The organism is Aquimarina celericrescens (genome assembly GCF_042682765.1).
Lineage (GTDB): Bacteria > Bacteroidota > Bacteroidia > Flavobacteriales > Flavobacteriaceae > Aquimarina > Aquimarina celericrescens.
The window spans coordinates 32034-46077 of record NZ_JBHUHY010000031.1 but is presented as its reverse complement, the minus strand read 5'-3'; the positions used below and the strand labels follow the sequence as shown (position 1 = coordinate 46077).

Below are 14044 nucleotides of genomic sequence, written 5' to 3'. Positions count from 1 at the left end.
AAGATGAAGCTATGATCAAAACTTCCACCCATTAGTATTCAAAGAAGCTTCTAATTTTTCTTCAATAGCGTCTTCTAATTTCGGGAAGAAATCTATCCCTGTTAATTGTTCTATCTGATCTACAGGAACAGCAAACTTTTTTAACGACTCCTTTGAATTTTGATGTGGAATTAAAAAAGCAATTATTTTAGGATTTTCTGGAGCATCTTTTAAAACAATCTTATAAAAATACTTCGGTACCGATACTGCCTCATACCCTATAGTTTTCAGATCATTTGATAAAACACCTCCTGTAACTACATACACTCCGTCATAAACTTTTGCCCAATATCTAACCTTTTGTTCGAGATAGTTCCAGATTTGACTATTAAATTCGTGATTTTGTGGTGAAATATTAGAAGTTAGAAAAGTTTCTTCAAAAGCCTCAAAACTAAATCTTCGATCTCCTGCGGGACATAGATGTCCACGATCATAGCCCGAATTTTTAAAATTACGCCAATCTGCAGACGATGAGCTTACTTTTTTATCCATTTCAAAGTAAGGTCGCTTAAATTCATTTTTAGACAGATGCTCTTTTTTTAATTCGTACGCCACCCATTCTGCCTGTTCATGCTTTTCAGAATAAGAAAGAGCATAGTTTTTATGTATAACTATTGAACCCGTTGTAGAGGTAGGCAAAAAGAAAAAACTGAATTCAGACGTATCCTCAGTTTTATCATTAGATATTGACCAGTTACCTCCTTGATATTCTTCAATATAATAAAATCCAATTGTTAGTATTATTATCAATGCCGGGTATAGATATTTCCTTCTCAATATATTATTTTTTAGTGTTTTTATTAGAAAGGCAAAAATATCAAATAGAATAACGACTAATTGCGGAAATCGCTCTTATTTTTATCTAATTGAAAAAGAAGAAATGTCCTAAACAGACCAAAACACGTCATCAAGCGGTAAAAATTTTAACATAAAATATCAAGTTTATGACTTTTCAATTTTTATTTTAGAGTTGTTATTAATATAACATTACACAAAAAAACCACCTTAATTACACGCATGAAAAATAACATTGAAAATATTGTGGAAAGTGTCCTTATTCAAAATCGAATAGGCGGCTACGACAAAAAAGACTTAGAACTTCAGCTTCAAATACACCCAAACTACCCAAGTTTTCAATCTATAACAGACACACTAGACTATTTTAGTATTGAAAATATTGCTGTAGAAGTTCCAAAAGAGGCTCTTGACCAGCTTCCTGATAGTTTTATTTCTTTGGTAAAAAAAGAAGATCAGGAAGAGATTGTTACTGTTCTTAAAAAGAAAGATTTTGTAGAAATAAAACATACTAGTCTGGCTAAGAAAAAATTCAATTTTGAACAGTTTAAAGAAATTTGGGTCCCTAAGGTTATTGCGGTAGAATACAATAGTAAGCAAAGTTTTACATCTAATCGATCATTTATACAAAATTTTCTAGCTTCAGCACTAGTTATTGGATTGGTTGCCACCTTGATAAACAGGTCATGGGACTTTGATCAAGCTTTATTTTTATTGGTTTCTACTACGGGTGCAGTTTTTAGTATTTTTGCGCTTCGTGAAAGCCTAGGGATACAATCACAGACGATTCATCAATTCTGTACCACAGTAGGCAACACCAATTGCGGTGATGTGATTAATAATAATAGTGGAAAACTATTCAAAGGTTTCACCCTTGCTGATGCTGGCATTGCCTTTTTTGGTTCTATTATATTGTACCAGGTTTTCTTCGGTTTTACCAGTGTATTACTTATTCCAGCCGTTATGGGAATTCCTTTTGTTATATACTCTATCTATTCTCAGGGATTCGTCATAAAAAAGTGGTGTGCTATTTGTATCACTATTGCTGCCGTGTCTATTATCCTGGCAATAATTGCGTTAAGGAGTCTCCCGTTGACGGTAGATTTTAATTTAATTCCAGGATTCTTACTGCTTTCTACCCTATTTACTTCTATATATCTTTTTGCAAAAGAAAAGACAGCTAGTAGTAAGAAGTTTAGAGCAGATAACATGCGATTAAATCAATTTAAAAGGGACGGTCAAATATTTAATCATTTATTAAGTATTTCGGACCATATATCGGATACCGCAACATTTACAAACGAGATAGTTTTGGGCAATCCAAATTCTGACTTTAAAATTATCAGTTATACTAATCCAATGTGTGGTTATTGCAAGAGTGCTTTTGAAGCGTATGCTCGCGTTATAAAAACCATGGGTGATAAATTACAGATCGTGGTTCGGCTTGGAGTAAGTTTGGATGATCAAAAGGCAGAACCCACTCAAATAGCATTAAGATTGCTAGAAATATATCATGATCAAGGAGAGGAGAGTTTTATAACGGCTTACTCTGACTGGTTTGCAGATAGAACTTTTAGCAAATGGATCAAAAAATATAAGGCTCCATCCAACAACCCTATACATGCAGAAGTATTACACAAACAATCTGAATGGTCCAAAAATAACAATATTCCTTACACACCTGCATCAATTATTAATGGAGCAGCGTATCCGAAAAAATATAGTTATGATGAGTTCTTCCATTTTATTGGGATTATGTTAGAGAATCATTTGGAAACCGTTTCTGAAGGAGGAGAAACGATAGAAGTATAATCATTTAATCTTAAAACCTTAAACATCGTTGAAGAACATTTTGTCTTTGAATAAAGTAAATTGAGAAAAAAGACCAAAAATCAATTAAAAGAAGTGGCCTTGTTCTAACTCAGTCATTTACACTAGTCGCGGTCCCCTAATATTGCGGAACTGCAAAGTGGCAACGCGACGTAGGCCTCACAGTGATGAAATATATAGAAATGGTTTTATGTTAGTTTTTGAAACGAAATAGCTTCTAAAAACATTAAATTTCTCCGGGCCAAGCTCTTGTAGCATTTTGTAGGAAGATGTTTTCAAACTTTGACCATTTTCGAACTAGGCAAGCCTTAGGGCATTAAGCCCTCCTAGAATAAAAAGACTTCTTTCCTGTTAAAAAGAGGTCTTTTTTATACGCTCACATCTAATATCTAATTTCGTTTCGTTTTCAAAACCCTTTAAATAAATGATTATATTCAAACAAGATATCATCTTGGGAAATTATTTATTTGATATCTATCCAGAGTTCTTTTGCCTTTTTATAATTAAAATTTAAGGAGTCCTGAATAATTTTTATTAAGACTTCTTTAGATTCTTCAATTTTATTGGCTTTTAAATATGCTAAGCTTTTATACCAAAGTGCTCTAGAATTATCAATAGAATTTGAAGTAAGTAACTTGTCAAAGTTTATGAGTGCACTCTTCGTTTTTTCCATTTCTAAATATGAAAACCCAATATATGCATAAATCAACGGATCCTTATTTAGGGATTCTGTCATGTACTCCTCAAAATTTTTAGCAGATGCTTTAAAATCTTTTGCTTTAAAAGCAGTTATTCCCTGTGTTAAAAGATCATCTTCCGCTCCACGTTTAACAACCGAAGGTAAATCGCTCTGAGTATAATATTCTTCATACAGCAAATTGTGATTTGGAGTTCCCTTCCAAAATATTGCACTTATTAAACCAACAACAAGTATGGCGGCTGTACTACCTATAATATATCTTATTTTTACTTTATTCTTATTTTTCTTGTAGTTCTCGGCTGCTCGTTTCAATTTTAACTTTAATGCTTCAGCTTCATCACTATTAATGAACTCCTTCAATTCTTTCCTCTTAGCTTTGGCGTGAATTTCATCTACGGGCAACCAGGTTTTTTGGTTGAGATGATGGTTTATTTCATTAAATAAACGCACCTCTTTTTGCAATTCGGGATTTTGTGCTATTTCTATTTCAAATTGCCTTTGTTCTTCAGGTGTCATAGAATTACCTACATACGCTTCTATTTTTTGATACATTTGTTCTTTCATAACTACATTAACTTAATCCTTTGTATCGAGCATCTTTTTTTATAAGTTCTGCTAATCTCTTTTTGCACTTGAAAACCCTTTGAAAAGCAACATTTGTAGAAGCATATTGAAATTTTTCTACTATTATATCATAAGGTACTTTATTAAAAAAATCCTTTAAGAGATTGCGACAACTTTCAGAAAGCTCAGAGATTTTTTCCTCAAAAAGCTCCCACTGTTCTTGTTCCAAATAAAATGAACCGTGTTTATCTACCTCACTTACTAGTTCAATTATGCCATCATTTCTTACCTTCTTTTTTCGATTCTTTAGCTCTTTTCTCCATAAATTTTTACAAACAGTGAAGAGATACGCTTTAAAAGATGATTTAATTTCAAATTTTTCTTTATTCAATCTAATAATTAATTGAAATAATGCATCCTGAAAAATTTCTTCAGCATCTTGATAAGTTCCTTGGTTATTTTTTACAAATACAATTACTTGTGAGAAATTTTTTTTGTAGATCTCATCAATGACAGCTTCATCACCAGACAATAATCCATCTAAATAAAAATCGCTTTTAGCTTTTTGCATTTTCAACTATGTGCTCGGGTTAATCAACAAAGAGAAACGTACTTAATTCTTACTAAACTACAGTTTTAATCGAATATTTCACAGTAAACTTACTATTTCTAGGGGTTTTAAGTCGTACTTCATCTGTATAAATTTGAATTTCAGCTAAATTTTTCAAATCCCTTCCTTTCTGAATCTTTTTTTATTTTATTTATAATAATAAAAACACAATGGTTAAGATTTTTAGTTTTTAATCACTATTAGATATACATAATTTAAATAGCATAAAAATGGCCTTAAGAAAAGTATTTCTCAACTGTTTGTTATCATTGACTCTTGTAAGTTGTTCTACAGAATCTTTAGAAAAGGATAATGATTCTCTTATCAAATCCAACACAAAAAGTACTTCTCCTGATTACGGGATGCCTTTTGATGATCAATACCTTGACGAAAATCTCTTAATTAAAGTCATATACAATGATATAAGTGAAGAAGGAAAAGTGGATATAAGAAGAAAATTCTCAAGAAATCACCCTGATTTGGTATTAGTAAAAATAGTAAGCCTAAGATCTCCTGTCGAATATTGGTTCTTAAAACCCTTAGCAGGACATGATTCTGGAAGCATTCAGTATCTACCAGAAGAAGAAGAAGAAGAACCTAGCAGTACCACAAATGAATTGAAATCCATCCTTGATAAAATCGGCAATCATCCATTAATCGACTTATATGATGAGGTGATAACACGCAATTAATTAGTATAATCGAACAAAAGAAGGAAGATAGTTTATTTAATATAAGCACCTCTTTCTTCTTTTATTTAAAATCCTCTTAAAAAAGCTTGATAAGGTGAGATAATTTTTATATTCGTTATATCTCACAAATGTATCAGCTTTTGCAATGACTTTTAAAATAGTTCTTTTATCTACGATACTTTATTTTTTTCATTTTCTCTTTTGTGCACAAGAAATTTCTTCAGACTGGGAAATTATTTTGAGGTCAGATCTAGTTCAACATCAAAAAGAAAAAAAACTGGATTCTATTATCAATCGGTATCAAGAACATAGCAACGATAGCTTATTAGAACGTATAACTCATAAATATGCTATATGGAAATATAAAATTGGAAAACTTAATGATGCTTTAAAAACCAATCAATATTCGTTTGAGTTAAAGAAAAAGATGTATCCCGAAGACTCAGCATTACTCCAACATGGATTAAAGAATCAGGCTTTTTTTTACTTTAAAAATAATGAATACGCAAAAAGCATAAAAAGCTATGAAGAACTGCTACGCATTAATTCTAAGAACGTCTATGCCGCTGATGCCTATTCTGCACTAGGGAAATGTTATTTAAAGATTGGTGATTATTATAAAGCTTCTTTACATTTTGATCTTGTCAGATCGTTATTGCTAGAAAAAAAAGCCTATAACAAGCTTATCGCTAATAATATCAATGCAGCCGGCAACGATATAAAACTAGAAACTTTGTCGAGTTATAATAAGGGAATAAAGAATTTGTTATTTGCAGATTCTCTTGCACAAAAAATCAATGCTAAAGCCTCTACACGATACAATATAAAAATACTTCTGGGCACTTTGCATAATCAGGAAAAAAACCTGAAATTCAAAAAAGCATTAGATTACTATAACGAAGCATTAGGGATAGCTAAACAGTTAAAAGATACCGGAAGAATTGCCCATACGCTTGAAATTATTGGAAATCTATACAACACTATTGACCCTGACTTAGCCATAGACTATCACACAAAAGCCATTGATTATAATCACAAAAAAGATACTTTACAACTAGCTATAAGTCTTTCTAATATTGGATTTTGCTTAGAACAGAAAGAATTATATGACAAATGCATAAAAAATTATGACCAAGCGATAGAATTGTTGTTATCAAACAAATCTATATCTGAACTATCAGCTTCTTCACCAAATACCTCTTATTTATTAATTATTCTCAAGGATCTGGCAAATGCCTTTCTAAAACAATTCAAATCCACAACAAATAGAAAATCTCTTCAACAATCTATAAAAACATTTTTGATAGCCGATCGATTGATTGATCTTATTCGAATCGAAAGTAAAGAATTTCGTTCCAAACTCTATTGGCGTAAGCAGAGTGCCGATCTATATGGAAAGGCAATAGAAGCTTGTTTTTTGGCAAAAGATACAGAAAGTGCTTTCTTCTTTATGGAAAAAAACAAGGCTCTTTTATTAAGCGAAGACATTAATAATAGTAAAATTCGTCAATCGCTAGAAATCCCTACCAAGCTAGTTGAGCGAGAAATACAACTTAAAAAAAATATATACTTCCTCGAGAACAGTGATAGGACTGCTAATACGTCCGAAGATTCAATTACTATCGAATTGCTAAACAAAAAAAGAGTGCTTAAAAAGTTACAGGATAGTATACAAAACTCGTTCCCAAAATATAACCCTCTTCCGATTCAATCTACGGCTGTTTCTTTAAAAGAAATTCAAAAAGATCTTGATCCCAATACGATAATCTTGGAATATAATATTTCAGAACATGAAGAGTATGGATTGGTTTCCAAAAATACGGGATATACCTCAATTCATGAAGGCAGTGATTATGGTGTAAAACTAGTTACTAAAGCCTATGTATTGTATATTTCTAGACAGGATACTCAATTTTTAGAGATTGAAGAAGCTTCTGGATTAAAGCAACAGGTGGCTTTACTGGTAGGGCTAGCATCTACCCCTTTCAAGACTAAAGCGACCATTTATTCATATAATAAAATTGCGAATGAAGTTTACAATAAATTATTCCCTACTCACGAACTTAAAGAAAATACTAAAAGTAAAAAGATTAAGATTATCCCCGATAACTATCTTAACTATCTACCATTTGAAGCTTTAATCACCTCTACAAATAATACCCCAAAAAATCATTATTTGATTGAGGATTGTGAAATTAGCTACGCCTATTCAAATTCATTTTTGCAACAGACTAAAGAATTTAAAAATAAAAAGAACAACTCATTTCTTGGTTTTGCACCTCTTAATTTTGAAAAATATAATATGGCTCCACTAGAAAATAGTATACCCGAGCTTTCGAGAATCAAAAACTATTTTCAAGGAAAAATATATACAGATGAAGCGGCTACCAAAGAAGAATTCCTGACCACTTTACCTAATTATAACATCATCCATCTTGCAACTCACGCAAACGCACTTGATTCTATTTCGCCCTGGATTGCATTTAGTAACAAAAAACTAAATTTAGAAGAACTCTATTTTACGAAAAATAATGCCGATTTGGTAGTGTTGAGTGGTTGTAACACGTTACAAGGAAAACAGGAAACCGGAGAAGGTGTAATGAGCCTGGCACGAGGATTTTTTCATTCTGGCGCAAAAAGTGTGGTATCTTCTTTATGGAGTATCGATGATCGATCTACCGCCTATATTATGGATCAATTTTATAAAAATTTAAGGCAAAATCAGTCTAAATCCGAGGCCCTTCGAAATGCAAAACTTCATTATCTCAACAACCACCAACTTTCTGAGCGTTCACCTCATTTTTGGGCAACATTTGTCTTACTAGGTGATGCTAGTGTCATTCACAATCCCTCTAGCTTTTCGGTGTATTGGTTATTATCCATTACTCTAATACTATCAGTTTTAATACTAGCTTATCAAAAATTTAAAAGATGAATCAATAAAAACAAAGGCGTACTCATAATAAAACAATTAGTCTATTAGATACTTTTCTGATAGACTTTTTTGATTTTAACACTATTGCACGGGTAAGAATCTTGTATAGCGTTAACATTATAGCATACATGTTCTTTAGATCTAGTTCATGTATCTATTATTTCTAAAAACAACCAATCAGGTCGAAACCGAAAAACCTTTAACAGAGTAGGTATAATTAATTCTCCACACAAAATGAATATATTATTAAACAGCAGACATCTACTTATTTTGCTCACTTTTTCACTTATCATGAGTGCTTTTATCTCATGTGATGAAGAAGAAGCTGAACAAGAACTCCTTAAAAAAGAACTTTCTGATCCAGGCACCAGAACCTCAGTTGTGATCCGCGACAATCAATTGGTATTTAGTTCGGTAGAGGTCTTTGAATCGATGATTGAAAATGATCAAGTAACTACTAGTCATTTGAATTCAATACTCAATCAAAACTATAATAATTTCAATAGTTTATACAAAAAATTAAATAATGAAGCGGAAAACTTATACTATAATCAAACAGTTTATGGCTTTGATAATGAAGAAGAATCTCCTATTCTCAATATTCTAAATGAAAATGAAATGGTGACGATTGGTGATTGGGTATTTAAGGTTGATCTAACTCATCAAATTGTTGGAGTTACCTGGCAAGGCAATCAAAACGTATTTGATGCATTATCGATTAGCGATTTTAATGAAGATAGAATTTACTGGTTTGGAACTGAAGATGATGTTCTCCTTTTGCTCGAAGAGGGCTCAGAAGGAACTCTGAACAGAGAACAGCTTGAAGATCGAATTAATAAAGCTATACAAAGAACACAACAAATTACAACAAAGAGTTATTGTTCCTTCAATAATAGACAGGATAGCAGTACTAATTTTTTAAAAGATAAAAAAATCATTATCTCAACTGTTCAATGCGGTGATAGTGCAAATGATTGTATCAGATATGAAGCAGATATGAAGCATGTATATCAGAAAGCAGGTATTTACTTCTCTTTACAGTCTAAAATAAAATATAGATCAGGAGGTAGTCCTCAATGTGCATATGGCACTCCAGGAGCGACAAAAACTACTTTATCAACAGTAGTAAGTTACTATTACGAACGCCGTCGTAGATTTAGAAGAAATGAGAAAAAATCAGGATCACTTAACGACTACCAATTACATGATAATAGGTCTAAAGTGCGCTCATATAGAGGTACAAGGTCTTTGAAACATTACAGATTGAATACAACTTTTACTTATCGCCGTAGAGATGCGTGTGTTAGTATATGCGGTCCTGGGCCACAGGTGACTGTTGCTATGCCACAAATTGCTGATTAATTAGCATCAAATAATCCTAAAAGTAAGGGAAATAATTGTTATAAATTATTTAAATCCAATCAATTATGAAAACAAAGATTTTATTAAGCTTATCCATATTAATCGCAAGTATCTTTTTTATCGCCTCCTGCCAAAATGATGATTCAGCAAAAAGTCTCGACAATAACTCAATTGTTACAAAAGTTAAGAAACCAGATCAAATGATCTCTTTACAAGAAGCACATAAACTATACGAGGCTTACCAAAAGAACTTTATATCTAAAAGTAATAATACCAAACAGGCAAAATATGGGTGGCACTCTTTAGATTTCTACAAAAAGTATATTGCCTATTTAGAACAAGAAGCTGCCAAAAACAATATAGAAGTGACCGGTTTGCGATTGTATTTTGCGGCATACCCAGAAGATCCTGATACCTATGGAGACAAAGCAGGATATCAAACCTATATGTTCGTACCCACTTACTTTGATGCTTCAAAAAATATTCATCGACCTTTTGATCCTGCCTTGATAAATGACAAAAACCAACCCGTTGCTGTTGAAAAGATCCTAAAATCAGGGCCTGATGTTTTTAAAAATGCGTCTTGGTTGCAAAAAACCAACCAATCTACTGGGGTAGCCAATATGGGTCAAATGTGTCAACCCAATTGCCCAAGTATGGAATGAAAAATTGATAATATTCAACCTACTATGAAGAATTTTATATAAATCATGAGCTACTAAATCATCTTTTGGGAAAGCCGAAAACCAATAAAATAGAGTAGGCATTAATATTAAATTTGATTATCATGAAAAAATCCATTTTAGAAAACCTTAAACCCTATCAAATTTCAAAAAGTGTTGCCAAAAAGGTAAATGGTGGCGATCCATTAAGTGATTGTATTGCTACAGCTAAAAGAGATGGTAATGAATGGTTAATTGATACATGCTGGGAAATATTAGGCGATCATGTCGCCTAATTAGGTAAAATAAAAACCATCTGGAAAAACTTCTGGATGGTTTTTATTTTTTAACCATAATGGAGCTTACGCCTTCACGTCCAACGCATCGCGTAATGCATTACCCATCAACATAAATGCCATCACAAGACTCATAATACCTAGCCCGGGAATGACAGCAAGATAAGCTTTACCTAAAATAATGTAAGAATAATGATCTTTGATCATGGCCCCCCAACTAGCCATTGGTGGTTGTGCTCCTATCCCCAAAAAGCTAAGTCCGCTCTCGATGAGAATAGCCGCAGCAAAATTAGCTGCAGAGATTACAATTACAGGAGCCAAACTGTTGGGTAGTATGTGTTTGGTAACAATTCTGAAATGGGTAAAACCCAAAGCCTTTGCAGCAGTAACGTATTGCATTTGCTTAACACTTAGTACCTGACCCCTGACAACCCTGGCAACCTCTACCCACATGGTTAAGCCTACAGCAATAAAAACCTGCCAAAAGCCTTTTCCCAAAGCTAATGTGATAGCAATTACTAATAACAATGTAGGTATGGACCATGTTACATTAATCAACCACATAATTGTAGAATCTACCATACCTCCAAAATATCCAGCTATTGCCCCTAGAGAAATTCCTAATAGTAATGAAATTAATACAGCTACAAATCCAATAGAAAATGAAATACGTATACCTACTAACATTCTGCTAAGCAAGTCTCTCCCGTATTTATCGGTACCCAATATAAATTTTTGATCCTTAATGAAGGTACTAATTATCTCTTCTGAAGGTAAACCTTTCGGAAAGACTTTGAGAGGAATTTCTTTTGAAATACCTATTACTTCACCCTCACTATAGGGATAAATCTTTAAAACGTTATTTTTTAAGGTATAGCGTTCTATAGGAATTTCAGTATCTGTGTTTTTTACTCCAAAAAAAACCTTACTTAAAAATGATTGATCGTATGAGCTTTGAGAAGGGATTGTTAATATTTTTACTGTGAAGCCAGGAGGCTTAGAATGAATAGATAAATGCATCTGATTTGCATTCTGAGAATTATCCGGTGCCAAAACATAGGCAAAAATTGCTATAATCCCACAAAAAATAATAAAGTAAAAACTCAAAACGCCCCAAAAATTCTTCTTGAATTTTTGGAGCGCAAGTTTACTTAAAGAGTTTGATTTTATTTCGGGCATTAATAATTAATTCTTCAGCGTAAGAGGATTTTTAGATCGACGTATATTATTAATTTTCATATCTTCTAGCACACTAATTGCCTCTTCTACATAGACATCTTTACTTAAGGTTTCGTGCCACCTTTCTCTTTTTTCTTCCAAAATAGAATCCTTCTTCATTAGTTCTCTTTCATATGGTAAAGATTCAAAACTAAGATTTGTTTTATAATCCTCAATAGCATCAAAACGTTCGGCTTGTTTTTGATTTAGCTCTATGTTGGCCTTATATTTGTCAAATTGTAAAGAATAAACATTAATATCTCTTTTTTGTCTTACCCATTTGGCATTTTCTTCGATCAATTTTAGCTGATCATTTTGAGCCATTCTGGCTTTACTATTAGTTATAGTTTGATCAAAATCTATGTAACCATCCCATACCGAATAATCTGCTGCAGGAATTTTATCCCATGGTAATGGATTTTCCTGATCTTTCTCACCTATATCGATATAACTATAACGATCTGGTACTACCACATCACTTTTCACTCCTTCTAATTGCGTAGATCCACCGTTAACTCTATAGAACTTCTGAGTGGTAAGCTTTAAGGCACCTAAATCTCCAAAATCATTACTTCTCATCCACCGATTAAGATCCATAACATTCTGTACTGTACCTTTACCGTAGGTTTGCTTACTACCAATAATAATTGCTCTCTTATAATCCTGCATAGCCGCAGCTAAAATTTCAGATGCAGAAGCTGATAATTCATTTACTAAAATTACTAAGGGACCATCCCAAAGAATATTTCTGTCTTTGTCACTCAAGACTTCAGGAGCCTCGCCTTTGGTTCTAACTTGAACAATTGGTCCTTTTTCGATAAAAAGGCCTGCGATATCAACTACGGTTTGTAATGATCCTCCTCCATTATTCCTTAGATCAATCACTAATCCATCTATATCCTGCTCTTTAAGACGAACAATTTCTTGTTTTACATCTTTAGCAGCGTTGCGTTGATTATAATCTTGCATATTGAAGTAAAACTTGGGCAGATTAACAATACCAAAAGCTTTATCATCTTTTTTTACCACAGATGATTTTGCATAGGTCTCTTCTAACTCAACTACATCTCTAACAATCTCAACGACTTCAGTAGTACCATCAACCTTTTTGACTGTAAGAGAAACTTTTGTTCCTTTAGGACCCTTAATAAGACTTACAGCATCGTCAAGACGCATACCAACAACACTTACGGCTTCTTGTTCATCCTCTTGTTTTACTTTCATAATCAAATCTCCTACCTCGACCTTATTACCTCTCCAGGCGGGACCACCAGAAATGATTTCAATAATTTTTACATTATCATTTTTCTTCTGCAATCTTGCTCCTATACCTTCTAATTTTCCAGACATCGCAATATCAAATCTATCTTTATCTTGGGGTGCAAAGTAATAGGTATGAGGATCAAATTCTTCAACTATAGAATTTATATAAATTGTAAACCAATCCTTGCGCTCAAGATCATCGGCAAATTCAAAGTATTCTTTCAAAGAGCCCCGAGTGATTTCACGAGCTTCTTCTTCAAGTATTACAGAAGTTTTTCTTTTATAATCTTTGTTGACTGAAACAGAATCTAATTGCTCTTCAACTTTATCATAATAGCTGGAAAGTGCATTAAATTTAAGTTGCTTTCTCCAACGATCTTTCATCTCCTTTTTGTTTTTGGCATACGGCAACTTATCGTAATCGGTGCTGATCTTTTCGTCTTTCTGAAAATTAAAAGGAGTGTCTAAAATTTCCTTATACAATGATCGAGCTTCGGTCATTCTTTCTTGAAGACGAGTATAAGTTAGGTTGAAAAAAGTAATCTCTTTATTTCTAATTTCATCATCTATAAGTTTTTCAAATTTCCTAAACTCCTCGATATCAATTTGATAAAAGTAACGTTTAAGAGGGTCTAATGCATCCACATAATCTGAGAAAACTTCTTTTGAGAAATCATCATTTATATCCTTCGCATCATAATGTCCTTTTCCTAGAACATAACTAATCAAATCAATTAGCAATTTATCCTTATCAGGGCCATCCTCAACCTTGGTGGTAAAACTGCAAGAAGCAACCGAAACGATTACGGTAAGCATCAAAATCAAAAAACTCTTTTTCATACGTTCAATATTATTGTTTTTTAACGCTCGTATGGAACCGCCAGTAATTATTAGTTAGATTGATATCAACTTTACAACTATGGCTTATTTCATACGCTCAAAAAAATTTAGGGGTTTTATTTAGCAAAATACATTAAAAATCGTGCCAATAACCTGTAATAATACTAAATTTTTCTTAAATGAGCTAATATTCCCCACTCCTCTTTTTTCGATAAATATTAAGAATAAAAAAAGTGTA

Annotated in this window: 11 protein-coding genes; 6 read left to right on the top strand and 5 right to left on the bottom strand. The window is 32.7% G+C overall.

All coding sequences use genetic code 11. From position 1 onward, the window contains the following. Positions 1 to 15: 15 nt before the first annotated feature. The gene (locus ACFSJT_RS18495; protein WP_378321823.1) at positions 16 to 816 is read right to left on the bottom strand and encodes a DNA/RNA non-specific endonuclease; all 801 of its coding nucleotides are present in this window, start codon (positions 814 to 816) and stop codon (positions 16 to 18) included. Positions 817 to 1056: 240 nt separating this feature from the next. Between ACFSJT_RS18495 and ACFSJT_RS18490 the strand changes: the two genes are divergently transcribed. Then, complete coding sequence (locus ACFSJT_RS18490; protein WP_378321822.1) at positions 1057 to 2646, top strand: vitamin K epoxide reductase family protein; 1590 nt, start codon at positions 1057 to 1059, stop codon at positions 2644 to 2646. A gap of 481 nt (positions 2647 to 3127) precedes the next feature. Here ACFSJT_RS18490 and ACFSJT_RS18485 read toward each other — a convergent pair whose 3' ends face one another. Continuing rightward, positions 3128 to 3928: a tetratricopeptide repeat protein gene (locus tag ACFSJT_RS18485; protein WP_378321821.1), complete on the bottom strand. Its 801-nt coding sequence runs from the start codon at positions 3926 to 3928 to the stop codon at positions 3128 to 3130. A 7-nt stretch (positions 3929 to 3935) separates the two neighbouring features. Continuing rightward, positions 3936 to 4499: an RNA polymerase sigma factor gene (locus tag ACFSJT_RS18480; RefSeq protein WP_378321820.1), complete on the bottom strand. Its 564-nt coding sequence runs from the start codon at positions 4497 to 4499 to the stop codon at positions 3936 to 3938. Between the two features lie 269 nt (positions 4500 to 4768). Here ACFSJT_RS18480 and ACFSJT_RS18475 point away from each other — a divergent pair, with 269 nt between their 5' ends. From ACFSJT_RS18475 to ACFSJT_RS18455, 5 genes are all read left to right on the top strand, one after another. Continuing rightward, positions 4769 to 5230 carry a hypothetical protein gene (locus ACFSJT_RS18475; protein WP_378321819.1) on the top strand — a complete coding sequence of 154 codons (462 nt, stop codon included), beginning with the start codon at positions 4769 to 4771 and terminating at the stop codon, positions 5228 to 5230. Between the two features lie 145 nt (positions 5231 to 5375). Further along, positions 5376 to 8165, top strand: a complete 2790-nt coding sequence (locus tag ACFSJT_RS18470; RefSeq protein ID WP_378321818.1) for a CHAT domain-containing protein — start codon at positions 5376 to 5378, stop codon at positions 8163 to 8165. 291 nt (positions 8166 to 8456) lie between these two features. Then, the gene (locus ACFSJT_RS18465) at positions 8457 to 9527 is read left to right on the top strand and encodes a hypothetical protein (RefSeq protein WP_378321817.1); all 1071 of its coding nucleotides are present in this window, start codon (positions 8457 to 8459) and stop codon (positions 9525 to 9527) included. A gap of 65 nt (positions 9528 to 9592) precedes the next feature. After that, positions 9593 to 10192 (top strand): hypothetical protein, encoded by a 600-nt coding sequence (locus ACFSJT_RS18460; RefSeq protein WP_378321816.1) that lies wholly within the window; start codon positions 9593 to 9595, stop codon positions 10190 to 10192. A 122-nt stretch (positions 10193 to 10314) separates the two neighbouring features. Then, entirely contained in the window at positions 10315 to 10485 is a 171-nt protein-coding gene (locus tag ACFSJT_RS18455; RefSeq protein ID WP_378321815.1) for a hypothetical protein, read from the top strand. A gap of 66 nt (positions 10486 to 10551) precedes the next feature. On the opposite strand, the gene ACFSJT_RS18450 is transcribed toward ACFSJT_RS18455, so the two are convergent. Then, on the bottom strand, positions 10552 to 11664 hold the full coding sequence (locus tag ACFSJT_RS18450) for an ABC transporter permease (protein WP_378321814.1): 1113 nt from the start codon (positions 11662 to 11664) through the stop codon (positions 10552 to 10554). 6 nt (positions 11665 to 11670) lie between these two features. Then, positions 11671 to 13806: a carboxy terminal-processing peptidase gene (locus tag ACFSJT_RS18445; RefSeq protein WP_378321813.1), complete on the bottom strand. Its 2136-nt coding sequence runs from the start codon at positions 13804 to 13806 to the stop codon at positions 11671 to 11673. Positions 13807 to 14044: the final 238 nt, after the last annotated feature.